This is a genomic window from Acinetobacter dispersus (assembly GCF_009884975.1).
Lineage (GTDB): Bacteria > Pseudomonadota > Gammaproteobacteria > Pseudomonadales > Moraxellaceae > Acinetobacter > Acinetobacter dispersus.
The window spans coordinates 352,976-369,128 of record NZ_CP041970.1 but is presented as its reverse complement, the minus strand read 5'-3'; the positions used below and the strand labels follow the sequence as shown (position 1 = coordinate 369,128).

Here is a 16,153-nt window from a genome sequence, read left to right as displayed (position 1 = left end):
ATATGGAATAAAATGAATCACTTAGCAACTAATAGTGGAACATTTGCATTTCGGAAGATCGTTGTGGTGATACTGCCCAAGAAGAATTGGTGAATTTTACTGTGGCTAAATGCACCCAGTACAATCAATTGAATATCATGTTCTCTTTGATATTCAAGAATATTTTGTGCCACATCACCATAACGATAGACTGAAACCACTTCCAGACCTGCATCAGTGAGATACTTTTCAGGTTCAGCCAACATTTCTGGGTGATCACCTACATAAAGCAAATGGCATTGTAATGTTTTCAACAAATCACTTTGTGCAATACGTTGCAACATCTTTTGGCAGGTCGGTGAATATTCATAAGCAAAGATAAAGCGTTTTGGTGGCTGGAAATGTTCCCCAACGGTAATAACCGTACAATTTGCACCACGAATAAAGTTTTCAACATTACTGCCAATCGGCTTATTCTTCTCAGCAGCTCGCTCACCCACTCGACCGATAATCACCACATCATTTTCATTGAGAAGATTAAAGCTTTGTTCCAGAAAATCGCCTTTTTCCTGAATTTTGGTGCTCGTTAGGCCGTATTGTTTTTCAATCAGTTCGGAAATGTGTTTGAGTAAATTATTACTATAATCGAGCGCTAGCTCACTTTGTTTCTGTTCTAGCTCTGCAAGTTCTTTGAGCAGCATGGCATTGCTTTCAAAGCCAATCACGCCACTGATTTCACCTAAATGATAACTAGCTGGGTAATAGTCCAAGATTTGCAACAGTACCAACTCTCTTTGCGTTTGTTTCGCAACCCATACTGCTGCTTCCGCAACAGCATCAATGCAGGGTGAAGAATCAATACATGCAATTACACGGTTCATTTTCGCCTCTCTCTAGGTATGTACCTTAGGTCTTCTACTTATTTTTAACTTAACATAGATAAAAGCATGGTGGGTTAAATTTATGTATCGAATCTCATACACTTTTTTATTCGCTTCGGTAACGAATTAATTTTGCGGGGTTCCCTGCAACCACTGCATAATCCTCAACATTTTTGGTCACCATACTGTTCATTCCCACTACAGCATGATCGCCAATTTTGATTCCATCTTTAATTCCAACGTGCGCTCCTAGCCAGACATCTCGACCAATCTCAATGCCTTTAGATGTAACGGGTTGTTGATAGATCGGACGATCCATTTCCATGCCATGATCAAATGCATATAAATGACTATAAGCCGCGATTCGAACTTGATCATGTAACTTAATCCCGCTACGACCGCCATCTAAAATACAATGATGGTTAATTGCCACTTCATTGCCAATTTCTAAAGGACCATGCAAAGTACAATCTGCAGCAATAAAGGTATTATCTCCGATACTGATCTTGCGACCACGTTCAGCAAAGATATGGGCCAAGGGTGAAATAAAGCAGTTTTGACCGATTTCAACCGTTTCCATATCCATCAAATAGGCTTGGTACTCGGCTTGCCATGCTTCAGCCCATTCGCGATGTTTGGGTTTTAAAGTCCAATATAGCCACGGCATATAGTTCAAACGTTGCTTATGCTGCTCTCGGTATTTTAATAAAGGATCATTCATCATGTGCGTGTTCCTCTAGGACTTTCAGTTGCTCACGTCCTCTACTCACATCTTGCAGTTTTAACCTTAATGGTTCAATTTGATGCACTTGAACTCGTGCCTCAATCACGACACCTGTTTCGGTATATTGTTCTTGATACTCGATCTGTTGCTGCATCAGCTCATATTGCATAATCGCCCATTCATTGAACAAACACGCAAAACGAATTTCTTTCTTTTCAATCAATTCGATTTTTTCTGCCAAGAGCAAACATTGTCCTGCGCAACCACCGTAGGCACGAACCAAACCACCTGTACCCAGTTTAATTCCACCATACCAACGATTCACCAATACAATCACATTGGTTAAATCATTACCTTCAATGGTGGCAAGTATTGGCCGCCCTGCTGTTCCTGAAGGTTCGCCATCATCATTAAAACGAACATGATGGCCGATCTTCCATGCCCAGCATTGATGCGTGGTGGACAAGTCCTTGTTTTGTTCTAAAAAACTTTTCACTTGTTGTTCATTTTCAACAACTGCTGCAATCGCTTGGAAGCGACTTTTTTTAATATCTTCTTCAAAAGTTACCGAACTGGCAAGGGTGAATGGCATAGAATATGAATAAAAATTTAAAACACGATTATAGCTTTTTACAACACAAATAAAAAACCTCGCATGATGCGAGGTTTTTTATCAACAGTAAATTAGCGTTCGCGTAAAGCTTCTTTGGCTTTATTAAACGGTTTCAACAAGTAATCCATAATGGTTTTTTGTCCAGTACGAATATCAACAGTTGCCACCATACCTGGGGTAATGCTGAAAGTTTTACCGGCTTTGTTGTATAAACGGTCTGAGTCAGTACGAATATAGACACGATAATAGAATTGATCCTGCTTCACCTCATCACGAATGGTATCTGGTGAAATCACAGTAACCTTACCATTTAGACCACCATAAATAGAATAATCATAGGCTGTGATTTTGACTAAGGCTTCTTGCCCTGGATGGATAAAAGCAATATCTCGTGGTGAAATACGCGCTTCAATCAGCAACTTATCCTCTAAAGGGACAATCGTCATGAGCTTACCATTTTGAGGAATAACCCCTCCTAATGTTGTGACATCAATTTCTTTCACGACACCACGTACAGGCGCTTTAAATACTGCACGTGACAAGCTGTCATTACGACCGTTCACCACTTGTTGCTGAGTTTGTATATCCGTATTGGCCTTAGATAATTCTTCGCGAGCCTTTACATAATATTGATTTCGTGTGTCATTGATTTTATTGTTTAAATCGTTAGCTTCTCGCTTTAAACGCAATACTTCAACCTCACTGGCTGCTCCTTTTGCAACCAATGGCTCAGTCATCGCAAGCTCTTGTCTTACCAGTTTAGCAGCCTGTTCATACCCCTCAATGGACTGGTCTAAATTGGCACGGCGTGATACATAGAGTGCCGTCTCTTCCTGTACAAGCTTAGGATTTTTTTGAACTTCTTCAGGGAAGCTTAAAGGTGTGCCATTTACTTCAGCACGTAAACGCGCTGCGGTTGCCTGCGCAGAGATTAATAAAGATTTAGATTCCCCAACATTTGATGCAAGGCGAGTAGGATCAAGCTGTGCAAGGACTTGCCCTTTTTCAACGATATCTCCTTCATTCACATCTAGCTTGGTAAGAATTCCCCCTTCGAGTGATTGAATAATTTGCTCTTTTGAAGATGGAATAACCTTACCAGTACCTGTTGAAACTTCTTCTAGATTAAATAACCACGCCCAGATTAAGAGAGAAAGTAAGCCAATCCCAATCATCCAAACAACGAGTGTCGAACGAGGTAACTTAGGTTCCTTATAAGTTACATTCATTGGACGACTGCTGTTTTGTTGTTGTTCACTCATACATTTTCCTCTAAATATTAAACTATTTTTTGTTTTATAGATGATTGTTGTAAAACTTGGTCTACTGGTCCATCCATGACAATTTTGCCTTCATTCATGACAATAATTCGATCAACCAATTCCAAGACAGCACGTCGGTGTGTTGCAACGACTAAAGTTCGATACCCTAACCAAGTTCTCAAATGATCAATCAGTTGTTTCTCAGCCACATCATCAATCGCAGCTGTCGGCTCATCCAACAATAAGATGTTCGGTTGACGAATTAATAGACGTGCTAATAATAAAGCTTGTCTTTGTCCTCCAGAAAAGCCTACGCCCCCTTCTAAAACCAAATGGTCCAACCCTTCTTTCTTCTCATGTACAAAGCTGAGTGCTCCAGTAACTTTCAGGGCTTTTAAGATGTCTTCATCACGTGCTAAAGGCGCACCAAGGGTCAAGTTTTCACGAATGGTGCCATAAAATAAATGCGAGTTCTGATTCAGTAAGCCCATATCGCGACGAACATCAGCAGGGTCAATCAAGCTAATATCCAAATCATCTAAATGTACTGAACCTGCATTTGGAAATTGCATCGCAGATAAAATCTGCAAGAGTGTTGATTTACCCGCACCATTACGCCCCAAGACCGCAATACGCTCACCTGCACGAATTTTAAGGTGAGGAATCGCAAGGCTTGGTCGTGGATCATCTTCAGTATATTGAAATGCAACATTTTTCAGTTCGTAGTCACCATGCAATACTTCTTTATGAACCAGATGTGCTTGATCGGCCTGATCGACTGGTTTCTTCATCAACTCATCAAGGCCTTTTTTCGCTACTTTTGCCTGTTGTAAACGACCTAAAATTCCTGTGATTTGTGAAATCGGTGCCAACATACGAGAAGATAAAATCGAACAAGCAACCAATGCACCAGTCGTCATATCTCCTTTCATGACTGCAAAACAACCAACCAGAATCACAGCAGCATACGTTAAACCTTGAATTTTTTGTGTCCAAGCAGTGAGCACACCCACAATCTTGCGCTGCTGCATACTAATATCAGCAGATACTTCATTCATGTGATTCCATTGGTTTTGGAAACGAGACTCCGCACGCAATAACTTAATATCTTCAATCCCTTGCACCGCTTCAACCAAGATTGCATTACGAATCGAAGATTCGCGCATCCCTTCTTGTGCCAACTGTGCTAATTTCTTTTGAGCCAAAATCGCAGGTAAGATCATTAAAGGAACAACCAATAACATCACCCAGAATAAGTTGCCGCCAATCACCGCAAAAATTGCAAGGAATAAGAAGAAGAATGGTAAATCTGCAATTGCACCCATCGTTGTTGAGGTAACCAGCTCACGCACCCCCTCTAATTCACGAATTTGTGAAATAAAAGTCCCGGTTGATTTAGAGCGTTCGCTGTTTTTAATTCTTAGTGCATGACCAAAAACACGATCTGAAATGCGTAGATCCGCACGTTTACCAATAATGTCGGAAATGTAAACACGGGATAGTCTTAACACAAACTCAAAAATGGCCGCAATCAGTACACCACCTGCCAGTACCCAAAGCGTAGGAACTGATTGTGATGGCACCACACGGTCATAGACTTGCATGGAAAATATGATCGTTGCTAATGCCAGAATATTCGCAATCATCGACGCCAGCATGATATCGATATAGCGTTTCCAATCTTGCAATACAATCGACCAGAACCAGCTTTGCTCAAAGGGTTTGATATATTCATCAACACGTGCATCAGGCACAGACTGTTCAGGACGTAGTACATACACATTTTTAATAATATGTTTTAACGCACCGACTGCAAATTTCTGTGATAAGCCTTGATCGCCACTGAGCTGGATACTGACATGACCCGCTCCATCAGCCTTATCAATTACGCCGACTTGTCCATCAGCCAATTCTACAAGAACTGGTAATCTCCAAGGGTTGATCACCTCATTGGTAAAAGCAACCTTTCTTAGGTTTAAACCAATCTGTCGACTGATGAGTACCAAAACTTCATCCAAATTTTGGTTCTGGTTCCAGTCTAGTTGTAAGCGAATCCGTTCCTCAGAGGGTTCAATTCGATAATGCTTGGCAATGGTTAAAATTGCTTGTAACCATGGCTGATAAGTTATTTTTGTAATCATGGTTGTACCTCAAATCCTTGAATTTTTATATTATTGAGGTCATAGGCCTGCCGAGAACGTCCTGTTGCAGCAATATACTGTGCGATACTGCTGTAAATGTCATAACGTGCTGTTTCTGCCTCTGAATTCGCACTATGAATCGCCTGTTCTGCATTGAGCAGATCGACCAAAGTTCGTGTTCCCAATTTATATTGTTCTTGATAAAGTTCTCGGGTTCGTATTGTTGTTGCTTGTTGTCCTGCCAACACCTGCATTTGGCGTTGCTTATTTTCAATTTGTTCTCGACTGGTTCTGATTTGATCCAGTACTTTTAAATAAACTGCATTCACCTGTGCTTTTGCTGCCTCTTCAGCAAAACTGGCAGCTCTTGTTTTCGAGGAGGTTGCTCCCCCTTGATAAAACTGGCTACTGGCTTCAAACATAATAGCACTATCAAATCCACCCTCTTTATCATTGCCGGGATTTCGTCCATGCAAAGCCTGACTCAATTCACCTTTTAAAGCGAGTGTTGGATAATTACTTACCTGTGTCTGTAATTTTTGATTACGTGCCACTTCAATTCCAGCCTGCGCTGCAATCATTTGTGGAATGGTATTAAACTGCGGTGCTGCATATAAATCGGACTGTTTCACAAACTCATCTGAAATGGCCCATTGTGTATTACGCGCATCAAATCCTAACAAGGTATACAAATGCTGCTGATATTGGCCCAATAAGGATTGTTGCGCGATCATCGCGGATTGCGCAGACTGCAAATATGATTGTGCTTGTATTGGATCGGCCTGACTACTAATCCCTGCATTTGCTCGCAGGTTTGCCATTTCTTGAATACGTTTAATCCCTGCAATCTGCTGATTGGCAATTTGGATGAGTTTTTGATAACGCTGAATATTAATGATGGTTTGTGCGGCATCTAAGGAAATATCATCAATTTTTACCAGCACATTGGCTTGTCCGACTAAAACTTTAGCTTTTTCGACATCCACTCCCGATTTAACTTTGCCAAAGTCATAGATCATTTGAGTAGCGCTTAAGGTCAGTAACTGTTGACCACGCGTACTTTTTTTACCTAAGTCACCTGTACTTATTCCTCCACCCACTTGTGGGTAGTAACCCGCCTTTGCAACGTCAATATTTGCATTTTGCGAAGCCAGTGCTGCAATTCCCTGAGAAATTTCAGGATTACGCTGTACGGCAATCTGTACGGCATCTTTCAATACTTTCCGTTGATTTTGCCAAAAAGCGGCAGGAGCCGTATCTTGTGGACGTCCAGAACCAACAACTGGCAAATCACTGCCCAGTGAGGCATCTACAGAGAAATTACTCAATTTCTGCATTTGAGCCACTTTAAACTCATCACTACTTTTGGGGACAAAAAGCTTAGAAATATTGTTCTTTAAAGTGTGATACTGTTCACTTGGTGTTGTTGCATGAGTCATTGGCACAGATAAGGTTGCTACATAAAGTAACCACTTAAAATCCATACTTTTTTTCCATGATCCATTATTCACTTTTATATCATTCTGCAAGTTCATATTTTTTTCGTATTGTTATCATTTCAGCATTTTCATTTTAAGCATTTTTTTATAAAAAACACTACGTTCGACACACAATTTAGTCGCTAGATATGTGTATATTTTTGTAAATCAGTTCACATTTTTATAGATTATGCCAAGATAATTAAATTTATAAAATAGTTATCTATCAACATATTATTTTTAAATTGGCATATTTCGATTTAGACGATTCAAAATTTTTAAAATTTAGACATAAAAAAAGAACCTTACGGTTCTCCTTTTAAAAGTGACAATCGGTTGATTTAAACGACGAAGTCATCACCTAAATACACTTTACGCACTTGCTCATTATCTAGAATTTCTTGTGGTGTGCCCTCAGCAATTACAGACCCTTCACTCACAATATAAGCTTTTTCACAAATTGCTAAAGTTTCGCGGACGTTATGGTCAGTAATCAGGACACCAATCCCACGATCTTTAAGCGTCTGGATAATATCTTTGATATCACCAACAGAGATTGGGTCAACCCCTGCAAAAGGTTCATCTAGTAACATAAACTTTGGATCAGCTGCTAGAGCACGTGCAATTTCAGCACGACGACGCTCACCACCTGACACGCTCATTCCCAATGAATCTTTAATATGATTGATTTTAAAATCATTTAATAATTCATTGAGGCGTTGCTGACGCTGTTGCTTATTCAAATCTTTACGTGTTTCTAAAATTGCCATGATGTTTTCAGCAATCGTCAACTTTCTAAAGATTGAAGCTTCTTGAGGCAAATAACCAATGCCCTTACGCGCACGCTCATGCATCGCAAGATCAGACAAATCAAGGTTATCTAAATGAATCTCGCCTTTGTCCATACGAACAAGACCAACGACCATGTAGAAGCTTGTGGTTTTACCAGCACCATTCGGTCCAAGCAAACCCACAATCTGTCCACTTTGCATGGTAAAAGACACATCTTTTACCACCCAACGTTTACTGTAGTTTTTGGCTAAGTGCTTAATACAAAGCGTTTGCGGTTGCTGCACCGATTGTTCCATTAATCACGCGCCCCTGGAAAACTTTTTGAGCTTGAAGGTGGAATAATAATTTGCACACGATTGCTTGAAGAACCTTGTGCTTCAACATCCCCTTTGTTCATGCTGTATTTTAAGCTATTACCACGAATACTTGAGCCATCCTGCAACAGATAAGCCTTACCAGTTAAGGTAAGAATACCCGTATCAGCGTTATACACGATTGTCTGTGCTTCACCGCGAGCTAAACCCTTATTCGCATCCATTTGCTGCTGGAATTTTGCTGGCTGCCCTTTCGCTGTGATAATTTGAATCTCTTTTTTGCTATTTAAATTTGCCACAATCGAGTCAGCCTGAAGCTTCATCGTACCTTGCTCAATCACAACATTGCCCGTGTAAGTGGTCACACCACTTTTATCGTTATATGTTGCTCGATCAGCAACCAAAGAAAGCTGTTGATTACGATCTGATGGCAATGCAAAGCTAGCCGTAGAAGAAAGCGCAACAACGGCAATACAAGTGACTTGTTTCAGGAAAGTAGAACGAGATTTTGAATTAAGAACTTGGCGCATACTTTCCTCGAATTTTATAAAATTCATATTGACCATTATTTAAATTAGCCTTTAGACCCTGACTCACAAACTCAGCTGACGGCGATTGAACCGTAACCTGATGCTGCGTTTCAAGCTCTCTTGTTTTTGGGTAACCTGTGAGTTCATCCGTATGAAACTCCATTTTGTTTCCCTGATCGGACAATTTTGTCGCAACGACATCGCCAAGCAATATGACTTTACTGTTGTCATCAAAACCGTTGGCTTGTTTTGCATAAAACGTTGCGTCAGGTTTGCCCTGTTTGTACATTACCGCATTCAGTTGATCAAGCTTAGATGTTTTCAATTGCATATTTTGTTGCAACTGTTTGACTTCAGCTCGGATATACAAATTACCTTGCTCATCCGTTTGGGTTAAATGAACACCCTGTGCTGAATATGTCATATTCTTTGCAGAATCGACATCCAGCTTTTTTGCTTTGCCACTGTAATAGTAATAGCCACCACTGACAGCAGCAACGGCAACAGCAACAACATATAAAATTTTGGTATCCATAAACAGGGTTACCTAACCTTTGAGCAAATCAACACTATATTAATGTGGTACCGCAAGATATTTTTCAAGCAGTTCTTGGTAAACACCTTTTGCCATCAACAACATATCGCATACTTCACGAACTGCCCCACGGCCACCCATCGCTTGAGTCACCAAGTTAGCACGACGACGTACTTCTTCATGCCCATTCGGTACAGTCACTTTCATACCCGCAATCGCGAATGCAGATAAATCAGGCCAATCATCACCCATATAAATACATTCTTCAGGCAATAATCCCAATTGAGCGCAAGCTTCACGCAATGCAACTCCTTTGTCCTCACGCCCTTGAAAGACCAGATCGACGCCGAGATCAGACATGCGTTTTTCAACAATCTGGCTTTTACGTCCCGTGATAATAATCACTTTCATGCCCGCTTTTTGGACCAATTTCATTCCTAAGCCATCACGGATATCAAATGATTTAAGCTCATCACCTGAATTGGTTAAAGTAACAAAGCCATCGCTTAAGATTCCATCCACATCAAGCACCAATGCTTGTAAATGACGTGCTTGTTCTTGTAAAGCATAAGATGCCATGGCTTAATTTACTCCTGCCTGAATAAGGTCATGCATACTAATCACACCAATCACTTTATTGGTATCATCAATAACAACAAATTGATTCACTTTTTTCTCATGCATTTTTTCCAATGCTTTGACTGCACGGGCTTCCTGAGAAATCGTTAAAGGACTTTTGGTCATGACTTCAGAAACAGGCAGATTTACATCAAAGCCTTGTTGCTGATCAATCATTCGACGCAAATCCCCATCTGTAAAAATACCCAACAATGTGTCATTTTCATCGACAATGGTGGTTAAACCTAAGCGCTTGTCAGAAATTTCATAGAGCACTTTGTTCATTGGCGTATCAGGTCGAACTTTAGGGAGTTCATCACCCGTATGCATCAAATGCTTTACATGCAAGAGCAAACGTTTGCCTAGTGCACCCGCAGGGTGTGAGCGCGCAAAGTCATCTGCGGTAAATCCACGTGCTTCCAACAATGCCACTGCAAGGGCATCACCCAAAACTAAAGTTGCGGTTGTGCTTGAAGTTGGCGCCAAACCAAGTGGGCATGCTTCATCAGCCTCACCCAGAGTCAAGACAACGTCCGCATTTTGTGGCATCGGCCCTTTATCATCACGGCTGATGGTAATTAACGGCACTTCTAAGTGTTTGATCAATGGCATCAACATCATGATTTCATCGCTCTTGCCCGAGTTAGAAATCGCAATGAGTACATCACCACGTACCAACATCCCAAGGTCACCATGTCCAGCTTCACCAGGATGCATAAAGAATGATGGTGTACCTGTCGACGCGAAGGTAGCAGCCATTTTACGGCCAATATGACCAGATTTGCCCATACCCGTAATCACAACACGCCCTTTGCATTGCAAAAGTATTTCACATGCAACATCAAAACGTTCATCAATTTGTGCGGCAAGGACTTCGATGGCTTGTTGTTCGACACGCAATGTTTCTAATGCGCTTTTCTGGAAATCTATGGCTTGTGACATATGAGTTTGACTCAAAATAATACTCTATCCACCTGATGGTAGATGATTTTAATCAAAAGAATGGTGGAGATTCTAGCATATTTGCACATGATACACGTTTCTAAATGTATAAGTTTTCATGAAAAATGGAGAGCTTTCGAAGTGTTATAGCGCATCGCAAATAAATATTAAATGTAGAATTTTGACCTTCCTCATCTGTACCAAATTTACGACTTAATCATGGACGCAAGGCTTACCTTTTTTAACACAAATAAATTTGATTGAATCCGAGACAAGTTGTATATACATATACAGATTAGATCATACAAGAATACACCTAAACGGAATCAGTTATTTTTTAATAACAATCAATACTTCATGGACAAGGAGTAAAAGATGAGCTCACTGGATGAGAAAGAAAAACACCAATTTATTGAAAACCGCAGTATTGATTTCATTCCAGAACATGAAAGACATGGCAGCGTATTTGGTCAATTTACCTTGTGGTTTGGCGCCAACCTGCAAATAACAGCAATTGTGACTGGCGCTTTGGCCGTTGTACTCGGTGGCGATGTATTTTGGTCCATTATTGGCTTATTTATTGGACAGTACTTCGGTGCCATTGTAATGGCTTTACACGCAGCACAGGGTCCAAAGCTTGGCCTTCCGCAAATGATTTCAAGCCGTGTTCAATTTGGGGTATATGGTGCTTGCATCCCAATTCTATTGGTTTGTCTGATGTATATAGGATTCACGGCTACAGGAGAGGTTTTGGCAGGTAAAGCCATCGCACAATTGATCAATGTCAGCAGCACAACAGGTATTTTAATTTACGCATCTTTTATTGTGATCTTTGCAACCATTGGTTATCGCTTAATTCACTGGGTCGGAAAAGTTGCAAGTATCATTGGCATTATTGCTTTTATGATTATTTTGAGCCAAATTTTGACTCATTCAAACTTCTCAGCCTTAATCGCAGTTCAAAAATTTAGCTGGCCATCATTTTTATTGGCAATTTCGCTTTCGGCCTCTTGGCAAATTTCATTCGGTCCTTATGTTGCAGATTATTCCAGATACCTACCATCAAACACCTCCTCCACCCGTGTCTTTTTGGCTGTTGGTCTAGGTTCCCTCCTCAGTTCGCAAATTTCCATGACCTTGGGTGTATTGATTGCACAAATTTCACAAGGCGGCTTTGTCGGAAATGAAGTGCAATATGTCGTTGGTATGAATGCCATTGCACTGGTGATTACTTTTTTATATTTCAGTATCGCCTTTGGCAAAGTCACCCTATCAACGCTCAACGCCTACGGTTGTTTCATGTGTATTGCGACCATTTGGAATAGCTTCAAACCGAACTATCAAATTTCCAAACTAACCCGGTTATGTATCGTTCTGAGTATGGTTGCTATCTCAACCATGATTGCAGTTCTTGGTGAACATACATTCTTAAACAGCTTTAAAGCATTTATCTTGTTCTTGCTCACTTTCTTCATTCCTTGGAGTGCAATTAATTTAGTCGATTACTATTTCATCTCTAAAGAAGAGTGCGATGTAGCCGCACTATACGATCCGAACGGAAAGTATGGACGTTGGAATAGTATTGGGATTGGCTGCTATGTGATGGGTGTTTTACTCCAACTCCCCTTTATTCATAGTAAGTTTTTTACAGGTACAATCGCCAAAGAATTAGGTGGTGTCGATATCTCTTGGTTGATCGGTATTTTGGCAACAGCGATGATTTATTATTTTTTTGCAAAAAAGCCCAGCTTCGGGCGACCAGCAAATTACGTTTTGAATAAAGAAAATATTGCCTACCAAAGCCATCTTTTTTCTACTGACAACTTTATGAAATATGGTGCATACGTTATGATGAATAACGATTTTTGTAGAGTGTTTGAAAACCCTTATGCAACCTTTTGTTCTATATAATTCTGAGCAACGTAAAAAAGTTGAATTTGTCCCACGCAAAGAAGGTCAAATCGATATGTATGTCTGTGGTATGACAGTTTATGACTACTGTCATATCGGGCACGCTCGGGTTATGGTTGCATTTGACTACATCATTCGCTTCTTACGTAGCCAAGGCTGGAAAGTTCGCTATATTCGTAATATTACCGATATCGATGACAAGATCATTGCCCGCGCCAATGAAAATGGTGAAAGCATTCAACAGCTCACTGCACGCTTTATTGATGCAATGAACGAAGATGCAGCAAACCTAGGTTGTGCTGCACCAGATGAAGCACCAAAAGCAACTGAATATATTGATCAGATGCAAAATATGATCACTACACTGGTTGATAAAGGCGCCGCTTACCCTTCTGCCAATGGCGATGTCTATTTTGAAGTGACCAAATTCGATAAATATGGCCGCCTATCTGGTCGTAAATTGGATGACATGCAAGCAGGCGCTTCAGAACGCGTTGATGTCGAAGTTGAAAAGAAACATCCATTTGACTTTGTTCTTTGGAAACATGCCAAAGAGAATGAACCAGCTTGGGCATCACCTTGGGGCAATGGCCGTCCAGGTTGGCATATTGAATGCTCTGCAATGTCGACTTGCTGCCTAGGCAATCATTTTGATATTCATGGTGGTGGTTCAGATCTGATGTTCCCGCATCATGAAAATGAAATCGCGCAAAGTGAAGCATCAACAGGTGAACAATATGTAAACTATTGGATGCATGTTGGTTTCATCAATGTTGATGGCGAGAAAATGTCTAAGTCTTTAGGTAACTTCTTTACCATTCGCGATGTCATGGAGAAATTCCATCCAGAAGTGATTCGCTACTTCATTGTGTCATCACATTATCGTAGTCCAGTTAACTTTTCTGATGTGGCATTAAAAGAAGCTAAAACAGCACTGAGCCGCTTTTATCACTCATTTAAAGCCTATCAACAAGTCTATGGTCAAACAACTGTTGATACCTTAGAACAGGGCTTTGTTGAACGTTTTAACAATGCTATGTGTGATGACTTTAATACTGCTGAAGCAATGGCGGTACTTTTTGAACTGAATAAAGAACTCAACCGTGCGGTGAAAGATGAACAAGCAGAGCAAGCTTCTGTTCTTTACTCTACCTTACGCCACTTAACTGAAATTCTTGGTTTAGTTCAACATGATGTTGATGAATTCCTCAAATCAGATATTGGTCAGGAAGCACTTACCCTGTCCGATGCTGAAATTGAAAGTTTTATTCAACAACGTGTTGATGCGAAAAAAGCCAAAGACTTTGCTCAAGCTGATGGCATCCGCCAGTCTTTATTGGATCAAGGTGTGGTTTTGGAAGATACACGTCAGGGAACAATCTGGCGACGTGCTGATTAATTAAACACTCAGCATTATAAAGAGTTGACACTTGAATGAAACTCTCTATAATGCGTCCTATTGCGGGAATAGCTCAGTTGGTAGAGCATAACCTTGCCAAGGTTGGGGTCGGGAGTTCGAGTCTCCTTTCCCGCTCCAGATTCAAAAAAAGCCCTTATCGAAAGATAAGGGCTTTTTTTATTATCAAAACTACCCCCTGCCAAATACTTACTTTACACACTCATATAAATGAAATATTATAACATAACATTTATTCATGGAGACCCAAAATGAAAGTCTGCTCATCCCTTAAAAGTGCAAAGCATCGTAGCCCTGATTGCCAGATTGTAAAACGTCGTGGCAAGTTATTTGTGATCTGCAAATCCAATCCTCGCTTTAAAGCAAGACAAGGTTAACTTGTCTTGCTTTACCAAAGGTTAAACAACCCTTACATTCCCTTACTACCATTTTTCCTTTAAATTTCATAACTTAGATATTACTGTTTTCACGAGGTTATATCTAAGATGAAAAAATCACTAATCGCAATTTCTTTGGCATCTATTTTTTTAGTGGCATGTAATAAAGCAGAAACCCCAAAAACAGATGAGCAAACGCCTCCAGCAACTACCACAGAAGCGACCTCTGAAGTCGTAGATAGCGCGCATACCGCAGAAAACTCATTAGACTGGAATGGTACATATACAGGTGTACTTCCATGCGCAGATTGTGAAGGGATCAAAACTGAGCTTGAACTGAACCAAGATAAAACATTTGAGTTAAAAGAGACTTATCTAGGTAAAGGTGATGGTAAAGCGTTTGAAAGCAAAGGTAGCTTTAAATTCGATAGCCAAAACACCTCAATTATTGAGTTAGACAAAGCTGGCGATGGCCGTAAATACTTTGTTGCGGAAGGCTATTTAAAAGCTTTAGATACTGAAGGCAAAGAAATTACCGGCGAATTAGCCGAGAAATACGAGCTAAAGAAAGAAGCTGAATAATCAATGGCTTCCTAGAAATCCATTCGCCAAAATGAGATTTCAGCAGCCAATAAAAAACCCAGTCATAATGACTGGGTTTTTTTAGAAGATACGAATTACTTCGCAGCAGCTTGAGCAGCAGCAACTTCTTCTGCAAAGCTCATTTCAGCTTTCTTCTCAATACCTTCACCCACTTCGAAACGAGTGAATTGAGCTACAACAGTACCAGTCGCTTTTAATACGTCAGCAACTTTCTTGTCGTTGTCGATCACATACATTTGACGATCAAGAGCAACTTCGTTCAAGTATTTTTCAACTGAACCAGTAACCATTTTCTCAACGATGTTTGCAGGCTTACCAGATTCTAAAGCTTTCGCTTCAGCAATTTCTTTCTCTTTAGCAATCAAGTCAGCTGGAACAGCTTCAGCATTTACAGCAACTGGGTTGAACGCAGCAACGTGCATTGCAATACCTTTACCAGTGTCAGCATCACCTGTGTAAGAAACAACAACACCGATTTTTAAACCGTGTTTGTAAACAGCCAAGTTTTCGCCTTCAACGATTTGAGCACGACGAACTTGAATGTTTTCACCGATTTTTTGAACAAGTGCAACACGAGCTTCTTCTACAGTCGCGCCGTCTTCAAGCTTAAGTTCAGCAATTTTCGCAGCATCAGTTTCATTTGCAGCAAGTGCAGCAGTAGCAACTTTATCAGAGAAGTTTTTGAAGTTTTCGTCTTTAGCAACGAAGTCAGTTTGACAGTTAACTTCAACAAGGATTGCTTTGTTACCGTTTTGAATAATAGTGATCGCACCATCAGCAGCAATGTTACCTGCTTTTTTAGCAGCTTTTGCTTGACCTGATTTACGAAGGTTATCAATCGCAAGTTCGATGTCACCGCCTGCTTCTGTTAATGCTTTTTTGCATTCCATCATTGCAAGACCAGTACGGTCACGTAATTCTTTTACCATGCTCGCAGTAACTGCAGTCATGTTGATCTCCTAAAATCGGTAGAAAATAAATCTGTTCAACAAAAACGGCCCAAAGAAACTCTGGGCCGTTTGCACTCTCGACGCTT

General features: G+C 40.5%; 15 protein-coding genes, 1 tRNA gene and 1 pseudogene. 5 read left to right on the top strand and 12 right to left on the bottom strand.

What is annotated here, in order from left to right; genetic code table 11:
• Nucleotides 1-17 precede the first annotated feature (17 nt).
• The 11 genes from FPL17_RS01525 to FPL17_RS01475 form a co-directional block, all read right to left on the bottom strand.
• The gene (locus tag FPL17_RS01525) at nt 18-860 is read right to left on the bottom strand and encodes a universal stress protein (protein ID WP_005183477.1); all 843 of its coding nucleotides are present in this window, start codon (nt 858-860) and stop codon (nt 18-20) included.
• Between the two features lie 106 nt (nt 861-966).
• On the bottom strand, nt 967-1,584 hold the full coding sequence (locus tag FPL17_RS01520) for an acyltransferase (RefSeq protein ID WP_159882720.1): 618 nt from the start codon (nt 1,582-1,584) through the stop codon (nt 967-969).
• Nucleotides 1,574-2,176 carry an IMPACT family protein gene (locus tag FPL17_RS01515; protein ID WP_159882718.1) on the bottom strand — a complete coding sequence of 201 codons (603 nt, stop codon included), beginning with the start codon at nt 2,174-2,176 and terminating at the stop codon, nt 1,574-1,576. Before FPL17_RS01515 ends, FPL17_RS01520 begins: the two co-directional genes overlap by 11 nt.
• A gap of 92 nt (nt 2,177-2,268) precedes the next feature.
• Nucleotides 2,269-3,459, bottom strand: coding sequence for an HlyD family type I secretion periplasmic adaptor subunit (locus FPL17_RS01510; protein WP_005183484.1), 1,191 nt, complete (start codon nt 3,457-3,459; stop codon nt 2,269-2,271).
• Nucleotides 3,460-3,476: 17 nt separating this feature from the next.
• On the bottom strand, nt 3,477-5,600 hold the full coding sequence (locus tag FPL17_RS01505; RefSeq protein ID WP_151716273.1) for a type I secretion system permease/ATPase: 2,124 nt from the start codon (nt 5,598-5,600) through the stop codon (nt 3,477-3,479).
• Nucleotides 5,597-7,084, bottom strand: a complete 1,488-nt coding sequence (locus FPL17_RS01500; protein ID WP_151716272.1) for a TolC family protein — start codon at nt 7,082-7,084, stop codon at nt 5,597-5,599. Before FPL17_RS01500 ends, FPL17_RS01505 begins: the two co-directional genes overlap by 4 nt.
• A 335-nt stretch (nt 7,085-7,419) precedes the next feature.
• Nucleotides 7,420-8,166 (bottom strand): LPS export ABC transporter ATP-binding protein, encoded by a 747-nt coding sequence (lptB, locus tag FPL17_RS01495; RefSeq protein ID WP_005183491.1) that lies wholly within the window; start codon nt 8,164-8,166, stop codon nt 7,420-7,422.
• A complete protein-coding gene (gene lptA, locus FPL17_RS01490) occupies nt 8,166-8,714 on the bottom strand; it encodes a lipopolysaccharide transport periplasmic protein LptA (protein WP_005183492.1) in 549 nt (182 codons plus the stop codon). Before lptA ends, lptB begins: the two co-directional genes overlap by 1 nt.
• Nucleotides 8,698-9,249, bottom strand: coding sequence for an LPS export ABC transporter periplasmic protein LptC (gene lptC / locus FPL17_RS01485; RefSeq protein ID WP_005183495.1), 552 nt, complete (start codon nt 9,247-9,249; stop codon nt 8,698-8,700). Before lptC ends, lptA begins: the two co-directional genes overlap by 17 nt.
• Nucleotides 9,250-9,288: 39 nt before the next feature.
• Nucleotides 9,289-9,828: a KdsC family phosphatase gene (locus FPL17_RS01480; protein WP_005145578.1), complete on the bottom strand. Its 540-nt coding sequence runs from the start codon at nt 9,826-9,828 to the stop codon at nt 9,289-9,291.
• Between the two features lie 3 nt (nt 9,829-9,831).
• Nucleotides 9,832-10,809: a KpsF/GutQ family sugar-phosphate isomerase gene (locus tag FPL17_RS01475; protein ID WP_159882716.1), complete on the bottom strand. Its 978-nt coding sequence runs from the start codon at nt 10,807-10,809 to the stop codon at nt 9,832-9,834.
• A 375-nt stretch (nt 10,810-11,184) separates the two neighbouring features.
• Here FPL17_RS01475 and FPL17_RS01470 point away from each other — a divergent pair.
• The 5 genes and pseudogenes from FPL17_RS01470 to FPL17_RS01450 all read left to right on the top strand — a co-directional run bounded on the left by FPL17_RS01470 (nt 11,185) and on the right by FPL17_RS01450 (nt 15,096).
• Nucleotides 11,185-12,590: pseudogene (locus tag FPL17_RS01470) on the top strand (purine-cytosine permease family protein).
• A gap of 107 nt (nt 12,591-12,697) precedes the next feature.
• Nucleotides 12,698-14,119: a cysteine--tRNA ligase gene (cysS, locus tag FPL17_RS01465; protein WP_159882714.1), complete on the top strand. Its 1,422-nt coding sequence runs from the start codon at nt 12,698-12,700 to the stop codon at nt 14,117-14,119.
• 62 nt (nt 14,120-14,181) lie between these two features.
• Nucleotides 14,182-14,257: transfer RNA gene (locus FPL17_RS01460), tRNA-Gly, on the top strand.
• Between the two features lie 131 nt (nt 14,258-14,388).
• Nucleotides 14,389-14,514, top strand: a complete 126-nt coding sequence (ykgO, locus tag FPL17_RS01455; RefSeq protein ID WP_005183685.1) for a type B 50S ribosomal protein L36 — start codon at nt 14,389-14,391, stop codon at nt 14,512-14,514.
• A gap of 108 nt (nt 14,515-14,622) precedes the next feature.
• Nucleotides 14,623-15,096 (top strand): copper resistance protein NlpE, encoded by a 474-nt coding sequence (locus FPL17_RS01450; RefSeq protein WP_151716268.1) that lies wholly within the window; start codon nt 14,623-14,625, stop codon nt 15,094-15,096.
• Between the two features lie 95 nt (nt 15,097-15,191).
• Here the strand turns inward: FPL17_RS01450 and tsf are convergent, their stop codons facing one another.
• Entirely contained in the window at nt 15,192-16,067 is an 876-nt protein-coding gene (gene tsf / locus FPL17_RS01445) for a translation elongation factor Ts (protein ID WP_005183689.1), read from the bottom strand.
• Nucleotides 16,068-16,153: the final 86 nt, after the last annotated feature.

Excerpts from the sequence above, each read along its gene's own strand:
- FPL17_RS01525 (WP_005183477.1), bottom strand. The coding sequence starts at position 860 with ATGAACCGTGTAATTGCATGTATTGATTCTTCACCCTGCATTGATGCT.
- FPL17_RS01520 (WP_159882720.1), bottom strand. The coding sequence starts at position 1,584 with ATGATGAATGATCCTTTATTAAAATACCGAGAGCAGCATAAGCAACGT.
- FPL17_RS01515 (WP_159882718.1), bottom strand. The coding sequence starts at position 2,176 with ATGCCATTCACCCTTGCCAGTTCGGTAACTTTTGAAGAAGATATTAAA.
- FPL17_RS01510 (WP_005183484.1), bottom strand. The coding sequence starts at position 3,459 with ATGAGTGAACAACAACAAAACAGCAGTCGTCCAATGAATGTAACTTAT.
- FPL17_RS01505 (WP_151716273.1), bottom strand. The coding sequence starts at position 5,600 with ATGATTACAAAAATAACTTATCAGCCATGGTTACAAGCAATTTTAACC.
- FPL17_RS01500 (WP_151716272.1), bottom strand. The coding sequence starts at position 7,084 with ATGGATTTTAAGTGGTTACTTTATGTAGCAACCTTATCTGTGCCAATG.
- lptB (WP_005183491.1), bottom strand. The coding sequence starts at position 8,166 with ATGGAACAATCGGTGCAGCAACCGCAAACGCTTTGTATTAAGCACTTA.
- lptA (WP_005183492.1), bottom strand. The coding sequence starts at position 8,714 with ATGCGCCAAGTTCTTAATTCAAAATCTCGTTCTACTTTCCTGAAACAA.
- lptC (WP_005183495.1), bottom strand. The coding sequence starts at position 9,249 with ATGGATACCAAAATTTTATATGTTGTTGCTGTTGCCGTTGCTGCTGTC.
- FPL17_RS01480 (WP_005145578.1), bottom strand. The coding sequence starts at position 9,828 with ATGGCATCTTATGCTTTACAAGAACAAGCACGTCATTTACAAGCATTG.
- FPL17_RS01475 (WP_159882716.1), bottom strand. The coding sequence starts at position 10,809 with ATGTCACAAGCCATAGATTTCCAGAAAAGCGCATTAGAAACATTGCGT.
- cysS (WP_159882714.1), top strand. The coding sequence starts at position 12,698 with ATGCAACCTTTTGTTCTATATAATTCTGAGCAACGTAAAAAAGTTGAA.
- ykgO (WP_005183685.1), top strand. The coding sequence starts at position 14,389 with ATGAAAGTCTGCTCATCCCTTAAAAGTGCAAAGCATCGTAGCCCTGAT.
- FPL17_RS01450 (WP_151716268.1), top strand. The coding sequence starts at position 14,623 with ATGAAAAAATCACTAATCGCAATTTCTTTGGCATCTATTTTTTTAGTG.
- tsf (WP_005183689.1), bottom strand. The coding sequence starts at position 16,067 with ATGACTGCAGTTACTGCGAGCATGGTAAAAGAATTACGTGACCGTACT.